Genomic DNA, 25,064 nt, shown 5'->3' with positions numbered 1-25,064 from the left:
TGACAATAATAGTCACCGGTCTGAATATACGATCCCTGTTCTTTCTATTCAATAAGGGAACCTATGCTCCGGCTCCGACCCATCCCCCTTGCAGCCTGCTTGCTGCCTCTCGTCCTGACGGCGTGTGGTGACTCATCCAACATTGACGATCCGCGTACGCAGGCTCCTCTGGTAAGGCCCGGAACGGTTGAGGGTTCCTCAGAGACGTCACGTTCATTCACGGGGGTAGTGGCGGCCCGCGTGCAGGGTGATCTTGGCTTTCGGGTCTCCGGCAAGATCCTCGAGCGGCTGGTCGATACCGGCCAGAGCGTTAAACGCGGTCAGCCGCTTATGCGCCTTGACCCTATCGACCTGGGGTTGCAGGCGCGAGCACAGCAAGAGTCGGTCACCGCCGCCAGGGCCCGCGCCAGGCAGACCGCCGATGACGAGGCGCGATATCGCGACCTCGTCGCCGCAGGGGCTGTTTCTGCATCGGCCTACGACCAGGTCAAGGCCGCAGCGGATAGCGCAAAGGCGCAGCTCAGCGCCGCACAAGCCCAGGCCGATGTCGCCCGTAACGCTTCCGGCTACGCGGTGTTATTTGCGGATTCCGACGGTGTCGTGGTGGAAACACTCGCAGAGCCCGGGCAAGTCGTCAGCCCGGGGCAGCCCGTGGTTCGACTGGCCCGCGCAGGCCAGCGCGAAGCCATCGTGCATCTGCCCGAGACGTTGCGTCCTGCAGCCGGATCCACCGCGCAAGCGACGCTTTACGGCAGTACCGCAGGGGCTGTTACAGCGAAGCTCAGGCTGCTTTCTGATTCTGCCGACCCAGTGACGCGCACGTTCGAGGCGCGGTATGTGCTTGAGGGCGCGCTGGCCAATGCCCCGATAGGCTCGACGGTCACGCTGCGGATCGCAGAAGGCGCCGCGCACGGGCAGGTGCTGCAAGTCCCCATCGCAGCCCTTTATGACCCAGGCAATGGCACCGGTGTGTGGGTGATCGCAGGCTCGCCGGCAAAGGTGAGCTGGCGTCCTGTTCAGGTGCTGGGATTGAGCGACGATGCCGCACGTGTGGCAGGCGATCTCAAGGTCGGTGAGCAGATCGTCGCGTTAGGCGCCCATCTGCTGCGCGATGGAGAAGACGTGAGAGTGCCCCGGCAGGATGAAGCCCATGTTGCCGGGAGTCATCCATGAGCGAAGGCCGCTTTAATATTTCTGCGATCGCCGTTCGTGAGCGATCCATTACGGTATTCCTGATCTTTCTGATCGCGGTTGCGGGCACCCTGGCGTTCTTCCAGCTGGGGCGTGCGGAGGATCCACCGTTTACGGTCAAGCAGTTGACGGTCATTACTGCCTGGCCGGGGGCTACCGCGCAGGAAATGCAGGACCAGGTCGCAGAGCCACTTGAAAAACGCCTGCAGGAATTGAAATGGTACGACCGCTCGGAAACCTATACGCGGCCCGGTCTCGCTTTCACCATGGTGTCGTTGTTGGACCGCACGCCACCCTCACAGGTGCAGGAAGAGTTTTATCAGGCACGCAAAAAGCTCGACGACGAAGCCACCAAGCTACCGGCGGGTGTAATCGGGCCCTTGGTCAACGACGAATATTCGGACGTGACGTTTGCGCTGTTCGCCCTCAAAGCCAAAGGCGAGCCGCAGCGGCTGCTGGTGCGTGATGCTGAGTCGTTGCGCCAGCAACTGTTGCATGTGCCGGGCGTGAAGAAGGTCAACATCATCGGTGAGCAGGCCGAGCGAATATTTGTTTCGTTCTCCCATGATCGGTTGGCCACCCTGGGCATTGCGCCTCAGGACATCTTTGCCGCGCTGAATAATCAGAACGTGCTCACGCCCGCCGGTTCGATTGAAACAAATGGGCCGCAAGTCTTCCTCCGCCTGGACGGCGCCTTGGACAAGCTGGAGAAGATTCGTGACACGCCGATTGTGGTTCAGGGGCGCACGCTCAAGCTCTCCGACGTGGCCACTGTCGAACGTGGCTATGAAGACCCGGCAACCTTTCTGGTGCGCAGTAACGGAGAAGAGGCCCTGCTGCTGGGGGTCATCATGCGCGAAGGCTGGAACGGCCTGGACCTGGGCAAGGCGCTGGACGCCGAGACGACCAAGATCAATGAAGGCATGCCACTGGGCATGACGCTGACCAAGGTGACCGATCAAGCCGTCAACATCGACTCGGCCGTTGGCGAGTTCATGGTCAAGTTTTTTGTCGCGCTGCTCGTGGTGATGCTTGTGTGCTTTCTCAGCATGGGCTGGCGTGTAGGCGTCGTGGTCGCAGCTGCCGTGCCATTGACACTGGCGATCGTGTTTGTGGTGATGGCGGCCACCGGAAAGAACTTTGACCGTATTACCCTCGGTTCATTGATCCTGGCGCTCGGATTGCTGGTAGATGACGCGATCATCGCGATCGAAATGATGGTAGTGAAAATGGAGGAGGGCTACGACCGCATCAAAGCCTCCGCGTATGCCTGGAGTCATACGGCCGCGCCGATGCTCTCTGGCACACTGGTAACAGCGGTTGGCTTCATGCCAAACGGTTTCGCCCAGTCCACTGCCGGCGAGTACACCAGCAACATGTTCTGGATCGTGGGCATTGCTCTGATCGCTTCCTGGGTTGTCGCAGTGGCTTTCACCCCTTACCTGGGCGTGAAGTTGCTGCCAGACATCAAGCAGGTAGAGGGTGGGCATGCGGCTATCTACAATACCCCGCGCTACAACCGCTTCCGCCGGGTCCTGACCCGGGTCATCGAGCTCAAGTGGCTGGTGGCTGGCACGGTTATCACGCTGTTTGTCGTGGCCGTCCTGGGCATGGGCCTGGTGAAGAAGCAGTTCTTCCCGACGTCAGACCGTCCCGAGGTGATGGTCGAGGTGCAAATGCCCTACGGAACCTCCATCGAGCAGACCAGTGCCACTGCGAAAAAGGTCGAGGCCTGGCTGCAAAAGCAGGAAGAGGCAAAAATCGTCACGGCCTATATCGGGCAGGGTGCGCCGCGTTTCTTCCTGGCGATGGCGCCAGAACTGCCGGATCCGTCATTCGCCAAGATCGTGGTGCTGACGTCCAGCCAGGAGGCACGTGAAACCCTCAAGCTGCGTTTTCGCGAGGCGGTCGCTGCCGGGCTTGCCCCCGAGGCCCGTGTCAGGGCGACTCAAATTGTGTTTGGGCCGTATTCACCCTATCCCGTCGCCTACAGGGTAATGGGGCCTGACCCGACGAAGCTGCGCGAGATTGCGGGTCGTGTACAAGCGGTCATGCAAGCGAGTCCGTTGATGAGGACCGTCAACAGCGACTGGGGCCCTCTGGCGCCGACTCTGCATTTCAGCCTGGATCAGGATCGCTTGCAGGCGGTTGGACTGACCTCCAGCGCCGTCGCCCAGCAGTTGCAATTCCTGCTGACGGGCGTGCCGATCACGTCGGTTCGTGAAGACATTCGTTCAGTGCAGGTGGTTGGGCGCGCCGCAGGCGATATACGTCTGGACCCTGCGCGGATTGAAGGGTTTACATTGGTGGGCGCCGCGGGCCAGCGGATCCCGCTGTCCCAGGTCGGAGAGGTGGATGTGCGTATGGAGGATCCGATCCTCAGGCGCCGTGACCGTACACCGACGATCACCGTGCGTGGCGATATTGACGAAGGCCTTCAACCACCTGATGTATCGGGTGTGATCATCAAGCAACTGCAGCCGATTATCGACACGCTCCCCGCCGGCTATCGGATCGAGCAAGCGGGTGCAATCGAGGAGTCGGGCAAGGCAGGCCAGGCGATAGTGCCGCTGGTTCCGATCATGATTGCACTGACGCTGCTGATCATCATCGTCCAGGTGCGTTCGATCTCGGCAATGATCATGGTGTTTTTCACCGCACCGCTGGGACTTATTGGCGTGGTGCCGACGCTGCTGATGTTTCATCAGCCGTTTGGTATCAACGCCCTGGTTGGGTTGATCGCGCTGTCGGGCATCCTGATGCGCAACACGCTGATTCTGATCGGGCAGATCCATCACAACGCCCAGGAAGGCCTGGATCCCTTTCACGCCGTCATCGAAGCCACGGTACAGAGGGCCCGCCCGGTACTGCTGACGGCGATGGCGGCCATCCTGGCATTCATCCCGCTGACCCATTCTGTTTTTTGGGGCACGCTGGCCTACACACTGATCGGCGGTACTTTGGTCGGCACCATCATGACGTTGGTGTTCCTGCCGGCGATGTACGCCATCTGGTTCAAAATCCGCCCAGGCAACGCGAGCAAGGCTCAAGCAGTGCGACCTGCCTGAGCAAGGGGTGTTCGAGGGGAGGGCGCCGGTGTCCTCTCGTCGGTCAATTCGCCAAAGCTGCTGCTTCTGTAGGCGCGGACTGAACAAGGACGAGGATTCAAATGGTTACAGTGAAGTAAGCTGCTGCATGAGCTAACGTTCATGCATGTGCTTTTCCTATAACTCGCTGGATCCTGCCCCGATGAGAGACCTGCCGCCTACCGCGACCTTGCGCGCCTTTGAAGTTGCCACCCGCCACCCGACGTTTACTGCAGCCGCACAGGAACTGCATGTGACTCAAAGCGCGGTCAGCCACCAGCTCAAGCACCTTGAGGCGCTTTGGGGGCTGCCGCTGTTTGAACGTGGCAAGGCGTTACGCCTCACGGCAGCGGGGGCTGCGCTGGCGCCCATCGTGCGGGAGTTTTTCATCAGCCTGGAGGCGACTTTGGGTGACCTGCGCGAGCAAAAGGGCCGGGTTCGGCTCAGCGTCAGCACCACCTATTCCTTTGCGCTCAAATGGCTGCTGCCACGCTTGCCGCGTCTGTCTCGCCAGCACCCCGAGCTGCTGGTCTCGCTGGACACCACGGATAAAATCATCCACTTCTCGCACGGCCAGGCTGATGTTGCGATCAGGCTCGGCAAGGGCAATTACCCAGGCCTGTATTCGGAGTTCCTGTTTGGGGAGCAGGTATTTCCCGTGGCCAGTCCCGAACTGCTGCGGCGCGTTGGCACACCGCAAAGCCCGGCAGACTTGTTGCATTTCCCGCTCCTGACTCGGGATGGCGCCGAGTTGGTGCCAAAGTGGGAGGTGTGGTTTCAAGCCGTCGGGTTGGCCTATTTGCCGCTCCAGGAAAGCGTCAGGTTTGGCGATACCAACATGACGGTCGAGGCGGCTTTGCTCGGCCAGGGCGTTGCATTGGTGCGCAGCGGGCATGTGGAGAACGAAATCAGCGATGGCCGTTTGGTGCGGCTGTTCGACGTACCGCTTCCATCGCCGCTTGCTTACTACTTCGTCTGCCCCAAGGGCATCGAATCCCAGCCGCACATCGCCAGCTTTCGCCAATGGCTGGTCAGTGAGGCACTGAAAGTCCAGCGACCGGATGAGTGAGTCATGAGTTTCCGCTCATGCTGCGCTGAGGAGACTTCGCTTTAGCCCCGGCGCCGGATTGCCTACAGTGGGGCATGCCTACTCATCTCATCCTCCTCGTGCTTTTCGCCGCGCTGCTGCATGCCAGCTGGAATGCGCTGCTGCGTAGCGGCGCCGACCGGCTGTGGTCCATGACGGTGATGTGCATTGCCATCGCCATCGCCAGTGTCGTCGCCGCAGCGTTCATGGTGCCCCCCGCGATTGAAAGCTGGGGCTACGCGGTGCTGTCGGGGTTGCTGCATGTGGGCTACAACCTGTTTCTGGTGCGCAGCTACCGCGTCGGCGACCTGGGGCAGATCTATCCGATTTCACGTGGATCGTCGCCGGTGCTGATCACCTTGGGTGCCGCCGTGTTTGCCGGGGAAAGCATCACGCCTGGCGAGTTGCTCGGTATTGCGCTGGTGTCCGGCGGGATTATTTCGCTGGCCTTCAGAGGGCGCAGTCTGTCGGTTCCCAGCCTGCCCTATGCGCTGGGAACGGGCGGCTTTATCGCGGCCTACAGCGTGGTCGACGGCATCGGCGCCAGGCTCTCCGGTGCGCCGCTTGCCTACACGGTGTGGATGTGCGCGCTGTGGGGCGTGCTGATGCCGGTGGTCTACATCGGCCTGCGCGACACCCGCAGCTTGTTCCGCGTCCGGCCTGGAACAGTGACCGCGTTGGTCGGCGGGCTGGTCTCTTTGCTCGCCTATGGAATGGTCATTTACGCCATGAACGAAGCGCCACTGGGCGCGGTATCCGCATTGCGCGAAACCAGCGTGCTGTTTGCGGCGTTGATCGGCTATGTGTTCCTCGGCGAGACGCTTACCGCACGCCGGATACTGGCATGCGTAGTGATCGCCAGCGGCACCCTCATCATCGGCTGATACAGCCAACGGCTCAGGAGCAATGTTTAATGGTCAATGTCTCGCAGGCACCGCTGATTCTAATCACGGGTGGAAGTCGTGGAGTGGGGGCGGCAACCGCCCGGCTGGCCGCCGAAAGAGGTTATGACGTCGCGATCAGCTACGTTGCCAACCAGTCCGCAGCGCTGGCGGTGGTTGCGGATGTAGAAGCATTGGGGCGCCGGGCGTTGGCGATGCGGGCCGACAGTGCGGACCCGCAACAGGTGGCCGATATGTTCGCGGCCATCGACCGCACGTTCGGTCGCATCGACGTACTGGTCAATAACGCCGGGATGCTCGCACCTCAGTCACGCCTTGAGGACCTTGGCTTCGAGCGGATGCAGCGCATCTTTGCGGTCAATGCCATCGGGCCGATACTCTGTGCCCAGCAGGCGGTTAAGCGCATGTCTTACCGCTACAACGGCCCAGGCGGGGTGGTGATCAATGTCTCTTCGGCGTCGGCACGCCTCGGCAGCCCCAATGAGTACGTCGACTATGCGGCGTCAAAGGGCGCGCTGGAGACTTTCACCATCGGGTTTGCCAAGGAGGTGGCCCGGGAAGGCATACGCGTTAACTGTATTCGCCCCGGACATATCTATACCGACATGCACGCCAGCGGCGGTGAGCCGGGGCGGGTGGATCGTGTCAAGGATTCGATCCCCATGGGGCGGGGCGGTCAGCCGGAGGAAGTGGCGCGCGCGATTCTATGGCTGGCGAGCGCGGAGGCATCCTTCGTTACCGGTACATTCCTCGACGTAACGGGGGGTAAATGAGTCAAAGGCTCGGATCATCGGCTACCTGCGCTCGGCCTCACGTAACAGCGTGCGGCCTCACCTTGCGACTCAAACCCGGTGTCTTGCCCGTAATGCGCTTGAATGCGCGGCTGAAAGCGGCCTGGGAGGTATAGCCCAAGCGCTGCGCCACCTCTTCAATCGGCAGCCTTTCGAGCGTCAGCCACTGGCTTGCCAGCCGCATTCGCAGTTCGGTGACGTAGCGCAGCGGGGTCATGCCAATCGTCACTTGAAAGCGGTCCGCGAAGGCCGAACGCGAGGTATTGCAGTGCTCGGCCAGCTGCGCAACGGTCCAGTCGCGGCCCGGTTGTTGATGGAGCGCCAGCAGGGCACCGGCCAAGCGTGGATCGCGCAAGGCGGCGACCAGGCCAGAGGCATTCCCGCAGGCGCACTCCACCCACCCGCGAACGACCATGGCGGCCACCACGTCGGCCAACCGCGCGAGGATACCGGCGAAGCCGATACGCGCGGCGCTGACCTCGCGCTCCATGGTGGTCAGGATCGGCACCAGTCCGGGGTAACGCTGGCCGCCGGCATCAATCAGCATCAGTCCCGGCATCAGCCGGCCAAGGCCATGGATACTGCCTAGTTCGAACTCCATGCAACCACTGAACAAAATAGTGCTCGGCGTGGGGCTGGCATCGGTTCCGGTATCCACCGCGCTGACGGTGTCACCTAAGGGCGCGCCGTCCAGGCGGTCGATGTCTTGAACAGGTGCGTCCGGATCGGAAAACAGTTGGTGGGCCGCGCCGTGGGAAATGAACACGGCGTTGCCGGCAGATAAAGCGTAGGTGCTGCCGTCCTCCATTCGCAGCACTGCGTTGCCCACGGCAATGAAGTGGAACCAGGCGTGCCCAGGTTTTTCCGCGAAGCTCAAACCAAAGGTTGGACCTGCCTGGATACGCCGGTATTCGACGCCACGCAGGCGCATGCCGCGCAACAGCTCGTTGATGAGGTCCGAGGAAAGAGCAAATTGATCTGCTGGCATTATTCAGGTGTTTTAGTCAAAAAGGAGAGATTTTTGATCATAGATCATCCAGCTTCCCGCGCCTAGACTTCGGCTCGCCATGAAGATTGGGAGATCCGTGCAATGACTGACTGTGTATGTAACACCGTATCCGACCGCCATTCCGGCGTCGGTGCGGACGTAGAGCCTGCGACGCCCGCGTGGATGGCAGTATTTTCGTTGGCAATGGGCGTATTCGGATTACTGACCGCTGAGTACCTTCCGGCCAGTTTGTTGACGCTGATGGCTAACGATCTGGGGGTGTCCGAAGCGTTGGCTGGCCAGGCGGTGACGGTGACAGCGGTGGTTGCGCTGTTCGCTGGCTTGCTGGTGCCAGGCCTGACCCGCGGCATCGACCGACGCTGGGTGCTGCTGGGTTTTTCCACGTTGATGGTCGCCTCCAATCTGTTGGTCGCCGTTTCCTCCAGCTTCGCGGTGCTGTTGGTGATGCGCATCTTGCTGGGCATTGCCCTTGGCGGGTTCTGGAGCATGGCGGCGGCGGTGGCGATGCGCTTGGTGCCGAGTGCGTTGTTGCCCCGGGCGCTGTCGATCATTTTCAGTGGCATTGCCGTCGGGACGGTCGTTGCAGTACCGCTGGGCAGCTATCTTGGCGGGCTGTACGGCTGGCGCAGCGCGTTCTTTGCCGCAGCGGCGGTAGGCATGGTGACCCTGGCTTTCCAGTCGTTCACGCTGCCGCGCCTGGCGCCGCGCCGGCCGGCACGTCTGCGCACTGTGCTCGAGGTGTTGCAGCGCCCGGGCATCGCCATGGGGATGTTCGGTTGTGTGCTGGTGCACAGCGGCCACTTTGCGATGTTCACTTATGTTCGGCCATTCCTTGAAGGGACGACTGGCATCGGCCCGCAGGGGCTGTCGTTGATGTTGCTGGGTTTTGGCGTGGCGAACTTCGCCGGCACGCTGTTGGCCGGCAGGCTGCTGGAGCGCCACCCGCTGGCCACGCTGGTGTTGATGCCGGCGCTGGTCGGCGTTGCAGCCCTGGCGTTGGTGCTGTTGCCGGCCTCGGTGCCGGGGCAGGCGCTACTGCTGGCGGTCTGGGGCTTGGCCTTTGGTGGTGTGCCGGTGGCGTGGTCGAACTGGGTCGCCAGCGCGGTACCTGACCAGGCGGAAAGTGCCGGAGGGATGGTAGTGGCCTCTGTGCAGTCGGCCATCGCCACGGGCGCTGCCGCTGGCGGTGCAGTGTTCAGCGTCGGTGGCAGCGCAGGCGTATTCGTAGCGGCGGCCGTACTGATGCTGCTGGCCGCGCTGCTGATTGCGCTGCGTGTCCGCGTCCCTTCTGCCCAGGGCGTACGTCAGCCCAAGCCCGCGTTGCACCTTTGATCCGGTTTGCCAAACCGCTTCGATCCCGTTCGTCACCAGGAGATACCCCATGAACAATACGACGTCTCACCAAGGACGCCTCAAATCGTTGCGCGCAGCCGGTATCGGCAATGCGCTCGAATGGTTCGACTGGACCCTGTACGCCACCTTTTCGGTGTACCTGGCAAGCAACCTGTTCGACAAGACCGATGCGCGCTCGGCGATGCTCGCGACCCTTGCGGTGTTTGCGGTTGGCTTTGTCGCACGCCCTGTCGGCGGCTGGTTGTTTGGCCGGCTGAGCGACCGACTGGGGCGCCGGACCATCATGGTGCTCACCATGCTGCTGCTTGCGATCAGCAGCCTGGGCATCGCGCTTATCCCTGACTACCAGAGCATTGGCCTGTATGCGTCGGGCGCGCTGCTGTTTTTCCGGCTGATGCAGGGGCTCGCCCATGGTGGCGAGACAGGGGTGTCCTACACCTATGTCGCCGAGATCGCCCCAAGCAAGCACCGTGGCCTATGGTCAAGTTCCGTCTACGTGGGGGTGACGCTCGGGGTGATGGCGGCAACGGCCGTGGCGGCGACGCTGACCTGGCTGCTGGGTGCCCAGGCCATGGGTGACTACGGCTGGCGGGTCGGCTTCGCCATTGGTGGAGTGCTCGGTATTTACGCGCTGTTTTTGCGCCGTGGTGCGCAGGAATCTCATGTGTTCGTAGAGCAGCAAGGGCAAGCGCGGCCGCCGCGCAAGCTGTCCAGGGGGGAGATGCTACGGGTGGCGCGCAACATCGTCATGCTTGCTGCGGCCGCCAATGTCACTTACTACGCGTGGGTCACGTTTGGCGCTTCGACGGCGATTGCCCAGGGCATGGACGCCACGGGTGCCTATGTGGCCAGTCTGCTCGCGCAGCTCCTCTGTGTGTGCTGGTTGCCGGTCTGCGGGATGGTGTCCGATCGGGTAGGGCGCCGGCCCATGGTTATTGCCTGGGGTCTGGGCGTGATCGTGCTGACCTATCCCCTTTCGATAATGGTGACCACTGAACCCTGGACGCTGTTCCTGGCCCAGGTGCTGGGGCTGGGCGCCTGGTCGCTGATCGCGGCGATTTTCCCTGCTGTGCTGTCCGAGCAGGTGCCGACCCAGGCACGGGCCCAGGGCGTCGGTTTGGTCTCGTCGGTTTCAGTGGCGATCTTTGGCGGCACCGCCCCTTATCTACACAACTATCTCAGCGGCGCCGACCTTGGCTATCTGTACGTCAGCTATGTGATCGGGTTGGGCGTTGTCACCGTCCTGGCAGGGTTTCTTATCGACGAAACAGCGGGCATCGACCTTGCGCACATCAAGGCGCCTGGCGCTCGAGTCAGCGTAAATACATTGGCTGGTCGAGCTGCAGAATCAGCCGATCAAAGGAGTACGACTCAGTGAATTCCACAGACCTCAAAAACGCCGCTGCGCGAGGCGAACGCCCGGGCGCCAACGTGACCGTCAGCCAGACTTCGGGCCCACGTCAGGCCGCACGCGAGACCTGGGTCGAAGTTCCTTGCGAGTCGGGCCCGGCGGCCGCCTGGTGCTACTCGGACCGCCGCGCCTATAGCCCGGGTGATCCGGTTTGCCTGTATCTGTCGTCGAACCGCCCGCACGTGCGGCTGCGGATCTATCGTGATGGCGCCATCGCCCGCACGCTGCATACCACCGACAGCCTTGACGCTCGATTCCACCCCATACCCGAACGTGCCTATGAGCATGGCTGCCAATGGCCTGTCTTCATGCAATGGTCAATTCCGGCGGATGCCGAGCAGGGTGGCTACATAGTGGAAGTGCGGGACGGCGACGACAGCGTCCTCGGGCATCATCTGTTTATCGTCAAGGCGCTGCGCAAGCGTGCCGATGCCTTGGTGCTCGTTGCGGCCACCTCGACGTGGGCTGCTTATAACGACTGGGGCGGAGCCAATCATTACTTTGGCGTTCATCCCGGCACGCCACGTGGCCGCTCACCGTTGCTGTCGGCACAGCGCCCCTGGGCGCGAGGGCAGGTGTGGCTGCCGACCGATGCGCCACGTTGCGTCAACGCGAGCCGGCCCCGCACGCCAGGGCCGGCGCGCTATGAGTTCATCGAATGGGCCTCCCTTAACGGCTACGCCAAGTACTACGCGCTGGCGGGGTGGGCTTCCTTCGAGAGACCTTTTGTAGTCTGGGCCGAGCAGCAAGGTTATACGGTGCATATCGTGACCCAGGACGATTTGCATCACGACCCCCACGCGCTTGAGGGCTACGCCTGCGCCGTCTTCATCGGGCACGACGAGTACTGGACGCGGGAAATGCGCGACCATGTCGACGCCTTTGTCGAGGAGGGCGGCAAGGTCGCGCGCTTCGCCGGCAATTTCATGTGGCAGATTCGCCTGGAGGATGAAGGCCGGCGGCAGGTGGCCTACAAGTACGACGCCGGTGCGCTCGATCCTGTGGCCGCTACCGAGCCTCATCGGCTAACGGGGGCATGGGAAGATCCGAGGGTGAATCACCCCGGGGCAACGACGTTCGGGGTGAATGCTCTGCGAGGGATTTACGCCAGCTTTGGAGGCATGGCGCCGCGCAGCCCGCGCGGCTACACAGTCTTCAGGCCCAAGCACTGGGCGTTCCTGGGGACGGGCCTGGGTTACGCGGATATGTTCGCGGACGAAGCCAACATCTTCGGCTATGAGGTGGATGGCCTGGAATACACCTTCGTCGACGGCCTCCCGGAACCGCTCTACACAGACGGGGCGCCCTGCGGATTGCAAATTCTCGCCATGGGCTGGGCGACCAATGCCGAGCATGGTCGGTCCGAGGATGCCTATTCATTCATGCTCGGCGATGGCGATGCACGGTTTCGTGCTTCCATCCTGGCGCCCGACCTCAGCGACGCCAGCATCGATTTGCATAGCCGCGGGGCCGGCATGGTGGTGCACTTCCACAAAGGTCGAGGCGAGGTGTTTACCGCCGCCACGTGCGAATGGGTGCATGGGCTCATGCAGGCGGACATTTACACGGTGATGATCACAAAAAATGTGCTTGAGCGTTTCTTGCGCAATACGTAACTATTGAGAGCTAGGTCCGCCGCGTGCTTAACCACCGTTGGCGCCGTTGACCTGCCGATGTTTGGAACGACCGTCAATGCCTGTCAGTCTATCTATACCTACTCATTTGGTAAGGTATAGCGCCATGGATAAGACCATCACCGTGGATCAATTGGATACTACCGACCTTGGATCAATCAACGAGATATGGCTCGGCGCAACTCATGCCCAACTGTGCCTATGGCGTGGCGAGCAGGTCTTCACTCACGAGATGATGAGCGAGGGCACCCACGATCAGAATGTCCGACGCCTGTGCGTGCAGTTGGTCAATCCTGATGATCAAGCCGCAGTGGCCCGGGTTGAGATAATGGTGCGCGAACGGCTGAAAAAGAGTGGGAAGGCTGGCGAGTTTTATCCCGCTGAGGAGGCGGACTCTCATCAATAGTAAAAGGAGTATTGGGCAGGCAGAGAGGTACTTGGGATTACCCACTTATTTCAGTAACAAGACGGAGCAGACCACTGTTTATGGATATCGAATTTCGCGGTAATGGCATGCGTGAGAACCCGTCTGTAGGTACATGCGATGAGTACGGCGTAAGCGGGATTACCCGCTTTGACGATCTGGCTGAAGCCCATCGTAGGATTGCTGAGTTGCACCCAGGCTTTAAACCTCTGTTCTCGCTCGATGACTTGCACCAAGCCCGCTACACCTCGGGGCATGCGCGCAACAATTCAGGAATGGACGATGCATCGGAGCAGGACATCGCGGCGTTACCGCCGGAATGCTTTGAGAATGGTGAATACATTGGCTATCCGACAACGAAAGCGGAATTTGCAATGTGCTTTCGCAATTTCATGAACCTGGTTGCATTCACCTCTTTCGAAGATGCTTGCGCCCATGGCTTGACGCTTGATGAGCAGGCCCTACAGGAGTGGATCGCTTACCAGAACGACCCTGTCTCTCTTCTAGATCAGCCCCTTTCAGCGCTCTTGGTACCCGTTCAGCAGTCGTGCGAGGCACTGGCGGCTTTTCCGAACGGCTATTTCACTTCAGATCTTGATCCTGCAAAGAACTTTGCGGTGGCGCATCATTTTTTACTGGCGCATGGTTATGAACTGATGGGAGTAGGTGCCTCTTACATCGGCTTCATTCGTGCTGAGCCGCCTGACCTGGCCCTGGCTAATCTGGTTGCCAAAGACATTTGTGCGCTCTACAACACTAGCGATGAATACCTGCAAGCACGCCACCTCGCAGTCGCCCAGGCGATCTCCGGTCGGACCCATCTTTGGCTGCGTTATGTGGAATGACCGCGATCGTGGCACGTACTTGGCCTTAGTTTGCATTGCTGCAAAATGGCCACGCCTGGCGAGTTGACTGGTATTTCCAACTTGCTCCCTTGCGTGGGATTCAATTTATCAGTCAGGGCGCACGTCGACAGATCCGGAGCAGCTGCGTGGGCACTGGCTAGTCAGATGTTTCCCGGCCTAGCCGCGTGATGCAGGGGGCCTATCGACGAGTTTTGGCCCAAAGCGTATGTGGTCGCAGGCCGGAGGGGTTTTGGGCTGCTGCGCCAGGTATTAAATGTCGAGTTCAAGGTGTCGATGCAGTTTATTGCCGATAGCAGGCAAGATAAGGTTACTCAGCGCACCACTAGACCCTGTAATGGATTTGGTCACCCGTTCGGCAGACTTAAATGCTAGCCATTGCTTGGCGACATACTCGAAGGTGCGCTCTTCATTGAGCAACTGTGCCTCGAAGTTGGCGGTCTTGGCCTTGAGCGGGGCGATGTGGTTGACCACGTCGCAGCGTGCTTGTCGGGTTCATAATGTTTTATATCCGTTTATAGAGCCTGGTAGAGTTTTTTTACAAACTCTCGGGGTCCCCAAAAAACATTTTGACTGGGCTCTAGGACAGTACTTTCAGCTTGAAAAAATCGATTTATGCCCCCAGTCATGCCCCCAGTTGCGCTGAGTGTGCAAGCGATCGCGATTTGCGATTTCTGACGCGAACCTCGGTGGCCATGGCTGGCATTCAGTGCACCCCCGTATACCGGATGACCAATCCGAATCCGGCAAATCCTTGGTGGTTCGATGAGTCGATATCCTTATTCGAAGTTGCCCGGGCTATCTTTCAGCACCTGTCCTGAAATAAGTTGGCTGGCAGAGTGGGGCGGGCCAGAGGGAGCGTCTCAACTTCGTTGTTCCTGGCCAGTCATGTCTGTGTCTCGGATCGCTGATCAGTCATCAGGCAAGTGCAACTGCACGTCCATGGCGTCATGAAGGAGTCGGACGACCTCGATCACCTCCTTATTTGCTACACGATAAAACACGATATGGCGTGGGCTTTTGACCGCCCCATGGGGCTGTTTGGCTTGCTGGCGTGAATAAATGAGGTGATAGCTGCGAAGGCCCGGTGCCAGCTCATCGCGTTCGTAGCTGCCAATGCGATAAGGCGTGTCGGCGATCGCTTGCAGCGCCGCGAGGATTAGCGCCTGATACCGCTGGCGTGCTTGATCGCCGAATTGCGTCTGAGAGAGCCTGAGGATGTCGACAATGTCGGCGCGCGCCGCGTTGGAAATCCGATACTGCGGCATGCTCAGTGTTTCTCGCGCGCGGGGAGGGTTGCCTCCAGGCTCAAGCCCTCGAGGTAGTGCTCCAGATCCCCTTCGTTCAACTGAGTAAAGCGCCCTTGCTCAAGGTCCATGATGCCGATAGAGGTCGCCTGACGCAGGGCCTCAATTTTGGCGGTATCTTCGGCGACGCGTTGCTCCAATAGCCGCAAACCTTCTCGCATCACTTCGCTGGCATTCTGATAACGGCCGGACTGCACCAGGTCCTGGATAACCTGTTCCTGGTGAGGGGTGAGCACAACGTTTCGCGTCGCCATAATGAGCTCCAGCTTTCGGCAAACAGAATCTTTCGAGCATTGGCATATTATGCCATTTTACTTTCGGACACATGGTTTAAGGTTTATATCTGACAAACTGGTTCGTATGGGGGCCTATTGGGACGTTTCGTTCGTTAGTCTCGACGAGGCGCGGCAGATTGCCCCATTCAACACGGCCACCAGTCTGCAAGTGGCCGCCGGCGTGTACTCAAACATCATCTATGCCTTGCTTCACAAGCCTGAAGGTGAACGTTGCTCGTGGCAGTTCGAACACTTCACCGCTGTCCAACCAAGGTCGCTCACGAATGGAAGATCCGAGTATTGAGTACACTGACAAGCAACGCTGGTTTGCGCTCACCAAGATAAACACCCTCTCGGCCCTGTCGCAGATCGTGCAGATCGGTACAGTCACTCCGTTGCTGTCGCTTTCGCTTGAGCAGCAAGGGGTCGAACCGGCAAAGATCGGGGTGATTGTCAGCGCCTCGTGGTTGGCGATCTTGCTGCTCTACAAATGGGTTCCGCGTCTGCTGGCCCATCTGGGGCTGGTCAAGACGAATATTCTCAGCGCAACGCTGACGATTGCTGCGCTGATCGGTATGACCCTGACAACCCATTTGGCACTGATTTTTTCGCTGAACTTCGTGCTCGGTATCGGCTTGATCCTGCGCTGGATCGCCTGCGATACGTGGATTGTCGCGGTTGCCTCGAAAGACGAGCGCGGTCGGGCGATCGGCGTACATGAGACCTTGATGGGCCTGGGTATTGCTGTCGGCCCGCTGCTGTTGGTTGTATTCGGCGTCGGGAGCGCCGCGCCTTACTACGCCTGTGCCGTGATCGTGGTGTTGTCCGGCGCGCTGGCCTTAACCCTCAGGGACTACGATACGCGACCGCAAACCCCGGCAGAAAAACGCCATGGCAAGTTGTTCAGCATCATTCCAACGGCACTGTGTGGCGCGTTTATCGCAGGCTTTTCGGAAACCTCATCCGTATCGTTCCTTGCAGGCTACAGCCTCTCGGCTGGTTATCTGTTGACCGCCGCCACCCTGCTGATATCGACGTTCGGAATTGGCGGCACCCTCCTGCAACTGCCGGTCGGCTGGATGGCCGACCGCACTTCGTACAAAGTCGGCCAATTAGTCTGCGGCTTGATACTGTTGCTGGGCACCCTGGCCATTCCGTTCAGCCAGCCGCTTCCTTGGCTGGCGACGATTGTCGTATTCCTCTGGGGCGGCGCCATTGGTGGCATGAACACCCTGGCTGTGATCGAGGCGGGAGACCGGGTCGGCGAACAGCAAGTGTCCACCGCCATGACGGCCATTGCGATGTTCTACACCTTGGGCAGCGTATTAGGTCCCATTGCCACGGGCGCCACAGTGTCCTATGTCAGCGAGCACGGATTGATGATCTCGGTGGGGATAGTCGGTGTGCTGTTCATCGCAATGTTGATTGTGCGCAGAGTCCCCATGCATGAACGTGCAGCACAGGATTGATGAGAGCTTGTGCGTGCACACGACCTGGTCCCTACACGGGACTTGTCAGCGGCGTCTGTGTTGACGTCTCAGTGAGTTCCCGGATACCGAGTCTCCATCACAATCGACAACGCATCCGGGCGCCAGAATTCCTGGTCGAATTCCACCGGCCGGTTGTCCTCACCGAAATTCAAACGCTCCAGGTACACACTGGTAGAACCCGGCGACAGTTGTAGCAGTTCGGCCTGTTCTTCATTCACTGTGCCGATGTGCATCTCCAGCTCGCAACGCGATTGCACTCGTGCAAAGCGCTCGCGCAGCAGTTGGGTCAGCGAGGTATTGAGGTCGGCTTCCAGCAGGCCTGGGCACCAACTGGCGAGCAGCGCGTTGAATTCCAGCAGCACCGGGCGACGATCGATCCAGCGGCGGCGTTGCAGGAAAAACACCGGTTCGTCCACCGAAGCCAAACCCATGCGCTTGGCCAGCCACGGGCCAGCCGGGCGCAGTTCGGCGTGCAGGCACTCGGTGCGCGGTGTGCGACCCTGGGCACTGACGTAATCCATAAAACCGCTGATGCGCGTCGGGTCGTAACGGATGCGCTGCGGGCTGACAAACCAGCCCCGGCGATTTTCCCTATATACCAGGCCCTCGGCCTCCAGTTGCTGCAAAGCCTGGCGCAAGGTCACGCGAGTGCAGCCGAAGCGTTCGATCATGTCTCGTTCAGAGGGGAATTTCTCGTCGGCCTGGGGCCTACCTGCGGCGATGTCGTTGGCGATCTGTTCGCGGATACGCTGGTAGTGCGGGGAAATTGGGTCGAAAGGCATCCTGGGGTTCCGTGTGCAGGCATGACGTGGGGGGACTCTACCGTTCCTGTTAGCGCAGGTCACCTGGTCCCACGCAGGCTTCAGGCAAAGCGGAACGAAGCACCATGGGCCGAGCTTGGCAGGCGATCGCTGCCATCAGCGCTGAGGCGCGAACGCAGTGTGCCGCTTTGCGCGTTGGTGCGGTACAGCCCGCGTTTTTGCAGGGCCGGGATCACCAGTTCGACGAAGTCATTCAACGAACCTGGGCTGATCAGCGGGTTGAGCATGTAGCCGCTGGTACCGGAGATTCGTGCGTGCTCCTCGATCTTTTCTGCGATTTGCTCCGGGGTGCCCACCAGTATCAGGTCGCTGCCACGGGTGACATTTGCAAAGCGTTGGCGCACCTCGCCTGCGGTCAACGGTTTGCCGCTGCCATCGGGTCGCATCACGTAAGAGGTCATGCCTTCGGTGTGGGTCGACAGCGCTTCGTTGTCGGTGTAGCGGTTGATGTCGATACCGGTGTCGCCGGCATAGCTCACCAACTGTGCTTGCAGGTGATAGTTGCTTTGCAGGGTGTCGTATTTTTTCTGTGCCTCGATGGCGGTGGGAGCGGTGACGATACGCAGCACGGTCAGTGACTTCACATCGGCCGCCTGACGTCCACGGGCCTCGGCCTGGCGCCAGATATCTTCAAGACCCTGGCGGATATCCAGCGGGTTGGACTTGGCGATAAACACCAGTTCCGCGTGCTTGGCCGCGAACTCCCGGCCCCGTGCCGACCAGCCGGCCTGGATCAGCAACGGCGTGCGCTGTGGCGATGGCGAGCTGAGGTGCGGGCCGGCGACGCGGTAATGTTCACCCGCGTGCTGGATCGGGCGCACCCGCGCGCCATTGGCGTAGGTCTGCGAGCGTTTGTCGGCAACCACGGCGTCATCCGCCCAGCTGCCTTCCCAGAGCTTGTAGACCACCTCCAGGAATTCTTCGGCGCGCTCGTAGCGGTCATCGTGCTTGATCATCTGCTCCAGGCCGAAATTGCGCGCGGCGCTGGACAGGTACGAGGTGACGATGTTCCAGCCGATGCGCCCATCGGACAAATGATCCAGCGTACTGAAGCGTCGGGCGTGGGTGAACGGGTGCTCGTAGCTGGTGGTGACGGTGACGCCAAACGCGAGTTTTTCGGTGAGGGCCACCAGCGCCGGAATGATCGTCAACGGGTCGTTGGCGGGGGCTTCGACGGCCCATTTCAATGCCATCGCTTCAGAGCCGCCAAATACGTCGTAAAAGCCCAGCACATCGCCGAAGAACATCAGGTCCAGGTTAGCTTCATCCGCCGTGCGGGCCAGGTTCGACCAGTATTTGAGGGTGTTGATATTCAGCCGTTCATCCGCCGGGTGGGTCCACAGGCTGGGCGCGCCGCCGCAGCCGACACTGGCTTGTTCATAAAGGCCGAATAACAGCGGGGTGGGATCGGACATGGTGCTTCCTGCGGGCAAAAAGGTTGGGGGACACGCGGGGGGCGGGTCTGCTGCCTAAGAACAGCCGGGCGTTTGTTTATATTTAAACGTGATAAACGCTTTGTGTTTAATGATATTAAACGCTGTGAACCGACACTTTGGTTATATGCTCCTGCTGCTGCAGGTCACGTTGCCAGGCACGCAAACCGTAGGCGGCCAGCAGCACAAAACCGGCATACAGCGCAGCGGTCAGTTGCAGGTCCTTGTACAGGAACAAGCCCACATAGGCCGCGTCCAGCACGATCCACAGCCACCAACTGACCACGTACTTGCGCGCCGCCCATAGGCTGGCGACCAGGCTGAAGGCAGTGAGCAGCGAATCAAGCCAGGGCAGGGCGGCGTCGGTGAAGTGGTGCATCACCGTACCCAGAGCCACGGCTCCGATCATGCCCGCGAGCACGTGCCGCCACGCTTCCTGAAGCGGCAGGCGTTCCACCCGCACCTTGCCGGCGTTAACGCGGCCGGTGCTCCAGCGCCACCATCCATAGCCTTGCAGCACGGCAAAGACCAGTTGCAGGAGCATGTCCGAATACAGCTTCACATCGAAGAAGATCCAGGCATACAACAACACCGCGACCACGCTGACGGGCCAGCACCAGCGCACCCGTTGTGCGGTGAGCCAGACCCCGGCGATGTTGAAGAGTACGGCGACGATTTCGAGTGGCGACATAGGGTTCTCTCAAAAACCAATTTTCCAGGTGCAACGCCTGTTGCTTGAGCTGGCGCTTGCGTTGGTCGGCTAGGGTAACGCCCTGCCTCAAAAATTGACGGTGGCCGACAACCGCGCCGTGCGCGGCGCACCCAGGAACAGGTAGCCGTCGCCTGCGGATTCACCCACATCGCGCCAGTAGCGTTTGTCGAACAGGTTGTCGACAGTCAGGCGCAGCACAGTGGCGTAATCGCCCACCTTGGTGCTGTAGCGACCGCCGACATCGAACACCGCGTAGTCGTCGACCTTCACCGTGGCTTCGCGGTTGGCGTATTTGCTCGCGCTGTATTGCACCCCGCCGAGCAAGGCCAGGCCAGGGACGCCGGGAATGCTGTAGTCGCCGTGCAGGCTGGCGCGCAGCTTGGGCACGTTGATTGCCTGGTGGCCGTCGTAATCGTCGGTGCCGCTGCCACTGACCCGGGCGCGGATCGCTGCAACGCTGGCTGACACTTGCAGGTCGGACGTCACGTGGCCGTTGGCGGACAATTCGAGGCCCACATTTTTCTGCTTGCCTTGCTGCACGAAGGTGGTGGTGCCGTCGTCGTTCGGTCGGTTGTATTGCAAATCCTGGGTGATCTGGAACAGCGCCGCAGTCAGGCTCAGGCGCTGGAAGTCACGCTTGACCCCCACCTCCAGCTGGCGCGAGGTGGTCGGCGGCAGCACCTCGTCGGCGTTGCTGCTGAACCACGCGGCCTCGCCACCCAGGGACAGGCCCTTGCTGTAGCTGGCGTACAGCGAGGTGTCGGGGCGCGGTTTATAGATCAGCGCCACCTGGGGCAGGAACAGGCTGCGCTGGGTGTGCCGAGTGGTGGCGCCGGCCTGGTTGTAAGTCTCTTCATCGAGGCGTACCTGGCGCCCGCCGAGGATGGTTTGCCACTGCTCGTTGAAGCTGATGCGGTCGCTGGCGAACAGACCGTACTGGCGGCTGTCGAGGCGCCGGTAGGTGTGGCCAAGCGGGCCGTCGTAGGGTTCCAGTACCGGTGACGGCTGGTAGATATTGCCCTCGCCGATATACGCGTTGACCGACGTGCGCCGATCCACCAGGCGACGGAACGCGGTGGTGCCGAAGGTCAGGTCATGCTTGAGGAAACCGGTGTCGAATTGACCATTGAGCGCAGCCTGGGCCTCTTCGTTGCGGCGGGTGTCGTCCGGGCTGCGGTAGTCGGAGATGTCATAGTCGCCCTCGGCGCTGAAGTGGTTGGGCACAGCGGTATTGGCGCAACTGGCGGCACCGTAGCAACCCCAGGCGAAGGTGCTGTAGTCGTCGATCACCACGCGGCTGCGGGAGGCGCTGAAGCTGGCTTTCCAGGCGTCGTTGAAGCGGTATTCGAACAACCCGTCGAGGTTCAGGGAACGGATGCCCACCGGGTTCGACCAGCTCTGGTACGCCAGCAGGTCCTTGGGCGAAACGTGATGCGGCACGTCGGTGCCGCCGAGCAATTGATAGCCCGGCACCGAGCGCTGCTCGCGGTCCTGGTACTCGGCGTTGAGTTGCAGCAGGGCGTTGGGGCTGATGTTCCAGTCCAGCGCCAAGGAGGCGAAGTCGCGCTTGCCGTCGGCGTGGTCGACGTAGGAGCGAATGTCTTCGTGGGCCAGGTTGATGCGTACGCCCACCTGCTGCTCGGTGCCGAGCCAGCCACCGATGTCGGTGGCCAGGTAACGCTCGCCCTGTTCGTTGGTCGACACCGTCACCGAGCGCACATTTTCCGGGCGCTTGCTCACGTAGTTGACCAGTCCGCCGGGCTCGGAGACGCCACTTTGCAAACCGGCCAGGCCCTTGAGCACTTCCACTTGCTGCTTGTTCTCCAGCGCCACGTTCTGCTCGCCGGTGATGGTGCGACCGTTGATCTTGTAGCTGCTGGCCGGGTTGAGGGCGAAGCCACGGATCACGAAATTCTCGTAGTAGCCGACCGGCGCATAGCTGTCGCCCACCGAGGCGTCATTCTTCAACACCTCACTGAGCAGGCGTGCCTGCTGGTCTTTCAGGCGCGCTTCGGTGATCACGGCGACGGACGCCGGGGTGTCCAGCAACGGCGCGTTATCGAAGCCGGCCACGGCGGCTTTTTTTGCCTGATAGTCGGTGGTTTCCTGGCCGACGACGGTAACGGTGTCCAGCGTCGCATCCTGGGCATGGGCCGCCGCAGCGGCGAGGGTGATGCTCAGGGCGAGCAGCGTGTGAAGGTAAGGTGTAGCCATATAAAGAGCGCTCCAAAGGTCTGCCGGCCATTGCCGTACGCCTTTATCGGGCGCAAAGGGGCCCAGCGCTGCGCAACGGACGGGTTGCCAGTTCGTGATGAAAAAGCCGAATTCGCCGAAAGTGGCGTCAGGCCGGAGCTGCTCCGGTAGTCATTGGTAAACGTGCGTCGGCGGCCCATTCCTGCAAGGAGCCGTCGTAGATCGCGATGTCCTGGCGACCCAGCAGGGTCAGGGCCAGCGCGTTGGCAGCCGCGGAGATACCGCCGCCGCAATACAGGATCAAAGGGCCTTCGCTGTGCAGCAGCGTGGGGCCAATCGCCAGGGCCAGGGCATCCTTGGGCAGGTAGCGGCCGTGGGCGTCGAACAGCAGGCGGGCCGGCAGGTTAAGGCTGCCGGGGATATGCCCGCGTCGGGCGTAGCGGGTGGCAGCGGTACCTTCAAAAAGGGCCGCGCCGAGGGCGCAGATCAGTTGTCCCGGTGCGTTGCCAGCGACGATTGCTTCTACGCCGTCGCGGTCAATCCACAGCTCTGGGCGTGGGTTGATTGACCAGGGGTGCACAGGCGTTATCGGCTTGGCAGGGCCGCTGTGTTCTGGCAGACCGGCTTCACGCCAGGCGTTGAAACCGCCATCCAGCACCCTGGCGTCGATACCTGCTCCACGCAGCATCCACCACAACCGTGCGGCCCAGAAGCCGTCGGCACTGTCATAGATGACCACGGCTTTTTCCTCGCCTGCGCCAAGGTTTGCCAGGGCGTTCACCAGTGCCTCGGGGCGCGGCAGGGCAAAGCTGAAACTGGCCTGGGTGTCCGCCAGTTCAGTCAAGAGGTCGGCATGCCGCGAGCCTGGGATATGTGCCTGCAACCAGCCGTCGTAACCGCTATCGACGCGGTAATCGCCATCGAACTCGGGTGAGGGCAGCACGACGGTGGCATCCAGCACCACTACTCCAGGGTCGTCCAGATGCGCCTGCAGCCATTGGCGATCAACCAGAATACTCATACGGTTTTCCGTCGGATATGGCCGAGCAGACGTTGCCCTTGCAGCCCGGCAAACCAGCGCAAATGGCCCAGCAGATAGGTGTAGTACGCCACATCTGCACTGGCCGTGGAGCCCACCACATCCTGGTAATACGTCACTTCGGACAGCGCGAAATCTACATGCACCAACGGCAGCAAGGCGCTGAGGGTATGTAAATCCTTCGCGCCCAGTGGGCGCACCTGGTGATAACCGGTAAGCAGGGCATCGACGCTGTCGAGATCGGCGCGAGCCGCACCGCCAGTGTCCAGTTCCAGCCACGGTACGGCGTTGCGTTCGATGGCCGTGGCCAGGTCGAAGAGGGCGAAGGTGCGGTCGGCCAGGCCGAAATCCAGCACGCTCGAAACGCTACCGTCAGCATTCCATAACAGGTTGGAGGCGTGCCAGTCGTTGTGAGTCCACAACGGTGGTTGTTCACGTAGCAACGGGTGCAACGCGTTGTGCCACGGCAACAACAGTTCGCTGAGTTGGGCTCGCCAATCCTTGCCTGCCAGGTAAGGGCTGGCGATGTTGGCGATGGCTTCCAGGGGCGCAGACTGTTCGATCAGCCGTGCGTTGGCCAGAAGCACATGGGTCTGGCGTCGGGGCGCGTCGTGGTGTTCGGCGGCCTGATGCAAACGGGCCAACGCCTGGCCGGCGGCGAAGGCATGCTGAAGATTCTGGAACGGCGACCACGACAGCGCATCGCGGTACAGGTCCAGGCCCTCGGCAACGTGGTGCACTTCATAGGTCCACTCACCTTGCACCGTGGCCGTCGCGCCATGTCGATTCGGCACTACCGCCGCCACCGGGGCGCCCCGACGATGCAGGTGGGCGATCAGTTGATGTTCTTCTTGCAGCCACGCGGCTTGGCGCACCCGTTGGTGATGTCGTTTGACGAACAGCGTCGCGTTACCGGTGGTGATCAATCCGGCGGCGGAAAACGGCCGTGGGCTATGCCAATGCAGTCTATGCAGCGGACCCAGTTGCGGGTACTCCCGCAGCAGGTGTGCGATGTCGGTTTCGTGCAGGGCCGGCCAGTCGGCGGCAACCGGCTCCAGCCCCAGGCCGTGAGCGGTGCGTTGGGGGTTCATGCGCTCAACTCGGGCAGATAAGCGTTGCTGGTTGCGCCTTGCCACACCTGCGGATCGTCGAGCACCGCATGCTCGTGCAGCCATTCGGCGTAGGGTGCCAGCAGCGCCTGGCGTTGCTCACCCCAGCGGCCTTCATGCAGCCAGGTCGGGGCGATTTTATGCAGCGAGGCACTTAGCAATTCGGCCGGGAAATACGGCGTGGTGTGTTCGTAGGCGGCGAGGGCAATCGCCGGATCCTGCGCCACGGCCAGGTAACCGCGGGCGGTGGCCGCGAGGAAGTCACGCACCACTTCAGGTTTGTCGGCGAGGGTGCGTTCGTGGGTGCCGAGCAGGTAGCTGTGATAGGCCGGTGCGCCGATGTCGTCCACCGGCAACACCACGCGCCGCGCCGCTTCGATGGGACTGTGCATCAACGCTTCCCAGGCCCAGTAACCGCCAAAACTGGCGTCGGCGATACCTTCGGCGAGCTGCTCGGGGCGCAGTTCGCGCACACCGCTGTCCACCAGGATCACCGCGTCGAAGTCACCTCCGTCGCGGCTCACCAAGTGGCGCACCATGGCCAGGCCACGTGGTGTCGGGTTGAGGGCCAGGCGCTTGCCGACCAGGTCTCGCGGGCGACGGATGCCCGAATCGGTGAGGGTCTGGATCGACTCCAGGCCCGCATGGTTGATCGCCGCGATGCCTTGCAACGGTTGGCCCAAGGCACGGCGCACCAGCAGGCGGTTGCTGGGAAATACGCCAAAATCCGCCGCACCCGCCAGCAGGTGCTGCAGGGTGTCGCCACGGTAGGGGTCGTGCACCACCAATTCCACATCCAGGCCCAGCTCTTCATACCAGCCGCGCTCCCGCGCCAGGTACAAACCCGCCGAATTCGGCCAGGGATGGAAGTACTCGAGCATTACCTTTACCGACACCATCGCTTGCCACTCCAGTCCAACGTCTTTTGATGGAA

22 protein-coding genes are annotated in these 25,064 nt (G+C 61.2%); 11 read left to right on the top strand and 11 right to left on the bottom strand.

All coding sequences use genetic code 11. The annotated features are described in order from the left end of the window. Positions 1 to 63: 63 nt before the first annotated feature. The 5 genes from BFQ01_RS27120 (at position 64) to BFQ01_RS27100 (ending at position 7,039) form a co-directional block, all read left to right on the top strand. On the top strand, positions 64 to 1,173 hold the full coding sequence (locus BFQ01_RS27120) for an efflux RND transporter periplasmic adaptor subunit (protein ID WP_065927678.1): 1,110 nt from the start codon (positions 64 to 66) through the stop codon (positions 1,171 to 1,173). Beyond that, on the top strand, positions 1,170 to 4,259 hold the full coding sequence (locus tag BFQ01_RS27115) for an efflux RND transporter permease subunit (protein WP_065927677.1): 3,090 nt from the start codon (positions 1,170 to 1,172) through the stop codon (positions 4,257 to 4,259). Before BFQ01_RS27120 ends, BFQ01_RS27115 begins: the two co-directional genes overlap by 4 nt. A 181-nt stretch (positions 4,260 to 4,440) precedes the next feature. Continuing rightward, complete coding sequence (gene gcvA / locus BFQ01_RS27110; RefSeq protein ID WP_065927676.1) at positions 4,441 to 5,346, top strand: transcriptional regulator GcvA; 906 nt, start codon at positions 4,441 to 4,443, stop codon at positions 5,344 to 5,346. 74 nt (positions 5,347 to 5,420) lie between these two features. Next, entirely contained in the window at positions 5,421 to 6,248 is an 828-nt protein-coding gene (locus tag BFQ01_RS27105) for a DMT family transporter (RefSeq protein WP_065927675.1), read from the top strand. Between the two features lie 29 nt (positions 6,249 to 6,277). Continuing rightward, positions 6,278 to 7,039, top strand: coding sequence for an SDR family oxidoreductase (locus BFQ01_RS27100; protein WP_065927674.1), 762 nt, complete (start codon positions 6,278 to 6,280; stop codon positions 7,037 to 7,039). Between the two features lie 37 nt (positions 7,040 to 7,076). On the opposite strand, the gene BFQ01_RS27095 is transcribed toward BFQ01_RS27100, so the two are convergent. Beyond that, complete coding sequence (locus BFQ01_RS27095; RefSeq protein WP_065927673.1) at positions 7,077 to 8,045, bottom strand: AraC family transcriptional regulator; 969 nt, start codon at positions 8,043 to 8,045, stop codon at positions 7,077 to 7,079. Positions 8,046 to 8,147: 102 nt separating this feature from the next. Between BFQ01_RS27095 and BFQ01_RS27090 the strand changes: the two genes are divergently transcribed. The 5 genes from BFQ01_RS27090 to BFQ01_RS27070 all read left to right on the top strand — a co-directional run bounded on the left by BFQ01_RS27090 (position 8,148) and on the right by BFQ01_RS27070 (position 13,733). Continuing rightward, a complete protein-coding gene (locus tag BFQ01_RS27090; protein WP_065927672.1) occupies positions 8,148 to 9,398 on the top strand; it encodes an MFS transporter in 1,251 nt (416 codons plus the stop codon). A gap of 49 nt (positions 9,399 to 9,447) precedes the next feature. Beyond that, on the top strand, positions 9,448 to 10,797 hold the full coding sequence (locus BFQ01_RS27085; protein ID WP_065927671.1) for an MFS transporter: 1,350 nt from the start codon (positions 9,448 to 9,450) through the stop codon (positions 10,795 to 10,797). Further along, positions 10,794 to 12,446, top strand: coding sequence for a N,N-dimethylformamidase beta subunit family domain-containing protein (locus BFQ01_RS27080; protein ID WP_083244948.1), 1,653 nt, complete (start codon positions 10,794 to 10,796; stop codon positions 12,444 to 12,446). The genes BFQ01_RS27085 and BFQ01_RS27080 overlap by 4 nt, the downstream gene beginning before the upstream one ends. A 124-nt stretch (positions 12,447 to 12,570) precedes the next feature. After that, a complete protein-coding gene (locus BFQ01_RS27075; protein ID WP_065927670.1) occupies positions 12,571 to 12,870 on the top strand; it encodes a hypothetical protein in 300 nt (99 codons plus the stop codon). An 80-nt stretch (positions 12,871 to 12,950) separates the two neighbouring features. Beyond that, complete coding sequence (locus BFQ01_RS27070) at positions 12,951 to 13,733, top strand: hypothetical protein (RefSeq protein ID WP_065927669.1); 783 nt, start codon at positions 12,951 to 12,953, stop codon at positions 13,731 to 13,733. 270 nt (positions 13,734 to 14,003) lie between these two features. On the opposite strand, the gene BFQ01_RS27065 is transcribed toward BFQ01_RS27070, so the two are convergent. The 3 genes from BFQ01_RS27065 to BFQ01_RS27055 all read right to left on the bottom strand — a co-directional run bounded on the left by BFQ01_RS27065 (position 14,004) and on the right by BFQ01_RS27055 (position 15,312). Beyond that, positions 14,004 to 14,225 carry a hypothetical protein gene (locus BFQ01_RS27065; protein ID WP_235865585.1) on the bottom strand — a complete coding sequence of 74 codons (222 nt, stop codon included), beginning with the start codon at positions 14,223 to 14,225 and terminating at the stop codon, positions 14,004 to 14,006. A 437-nt stretch (positions 14,226 to 14,662) separates the two neighbouring features. Further along, positions 14,663 to 15,019 (bottom strand): type II toxin-antitoxin system RelE/ParE family toxin, encoded by a 357-nt coding sequence (locus BFQ01_RS27060; RefSeq protein WP_065927668.1) that lies wholly within the window; start codon positions 15,017 to 15,019, stop codon positions 14,663 to 14,665. Between the two features lie 2 nt (positions 15,020 to 15,021). Then, entirely contained in the window at positions 15,022 to 15,312 is a 291-nt protein-coding gene (locus BFQ01_RS27055; protein WP_065927667.1) for a type II toxin-antitoxin system ParD family antitoxin, read from the bottom strand. 305 nt (positions 15,313 to 15,617) lie between these two features. Here BFQ01_RS27055 and BFQ01_RS27050 point away from each other — a divergent pair, with 305 nt between their 5' ends. Next, positions 15,618 to 16,802 carry an MFS transporter gene (locus BFQ01_RS27050; RefSeq protein WP_065927666.1) on the top strand — a complete coding sequence of 395 codons (1,185 nt, stop codon included), beginning with the start codon at positions 15,618 to 15,620 and terminating at the stop codon, positions 16,800 to 16,802. 68 nt (positions 16,803 to 16,870) lie between these two features. Here the strand turns inward: BFQ01_RS27050 and BFQ01_RS27045 are convergent, their stop codons facing one another. From BFQ01_RS27045 to BFQ01_RS27015, 7 genes are all read right to left on the bottom strand, one after another. After that, the gene (locus BFQ01_RS27045) at positions 16,871 to 17,605 is read right to left on the bottom strand and encodes a UTRA domain-containing protein (RefSeq protein WP_027603366.1); all 735 of its coding nucleotides are present in this window, start codon (positions 17,603 to 17,605) and stop codon (positions 16,871 to 16,873) included. 80 nt (positions 17,606 to 17,685) lie between these two features. Continuing rightward, the gene (locus tag BFQ01_RS27040; protein ID WP_065927665.1) at positions 17,686 to 19,059 is read right to left on the bottom strand and encodes an LLM class flavin-dependent oxidoreductase; all 1,374 of its coding nucleotides are present in this window, start codon (positions 19,057 to 19,059) and stop codon (positions 17,686 to 17,688) included. A gap of 115 nt (positions 19,060 to 19,174) precedes the next feature. Next, positions 19,175 to 19,768, bottom strand: a complete 594-nt coding sequence (gene pnuC, locus BFQ01_RS27035; RefSeq protein ID WP_065927664.1) for a nicotinamide riboside transporter PnuC — start codon at positions 19,766 to 19,768, stop codon at positions 19,175 to 19,177. Between the two features lie 87 nt (positions 19,769 to 19,855). Then, complete coding sequence (locus BFQ01_RS27030) at positions 19,856 to 22,003, bottom strand: TonB-dependent siderophore receptor (protein WP_065927663.1); 2,148 nt, start codon at positions 22,001 to 22,003, stop codon at positions 19,856 to 19,858. A gap of 127 nt (positions 22,004 to 22,130) precedes the next feature. Next, a complete protein-coding gene (locus BFQ01_RS27025; protein WP_065927662.1) occupies positions 22,131 to 23,003 on the bottom strand; it encodes a sulfurtransferase in 873 nt (290 codons plus the stop codon). Beyond that, positions 23,000 to 24,112, bottom strand: a complete 1,113-nt coding sequence (locus BFQ01_RS27020) for a phosphotransferase (protein ID WP_065927661.1) — start codon at positions 24,110 to 24,112, stop codon at positions 23,000 to 23,002. The genes BFQ01_RS27025 and BFQ01_RS27020 overlap by 4 nt, the downstream gene beginning before the upstream one ends. Further along, positions 24,109 to 25,029 carry an ABC transporter substrate-binding protein gene (locus tag BFQ01_RS27015; protein WP_065927660.1) on the bottom strand — a complete coding sequence of 307 codons (921 nt, stop codon included), beginning with the start codon at positions 25,027 to 25,029 and terminating at the stop codon, positions 24,109 to 24,111. The genes BFQ01_RS27020 and BFQ01_RS27015 overlap by 4 nt, the downstream gene beginning before the upstream one ends. Positions 25,030 to 25,064 lie beyond the last annotated feature (35 nt).

The sequence above is a fragment of the Pseudomonas sp. 8 R 14 genome (assembly GCF_900005955.1).
Classification (GTDB): domain Bacteria; phylum Pseudomonadota; class Gammaproteobacteria; order Pseudomonadales; family Pseudomonadaceae; genus Aquipseudomonas; species Aquipseudomonas marginalis.
Note: the sequence above shows the minus strand (reverse complement) of the source record. Positions and strands in the feature narration are given on the sequence as shown.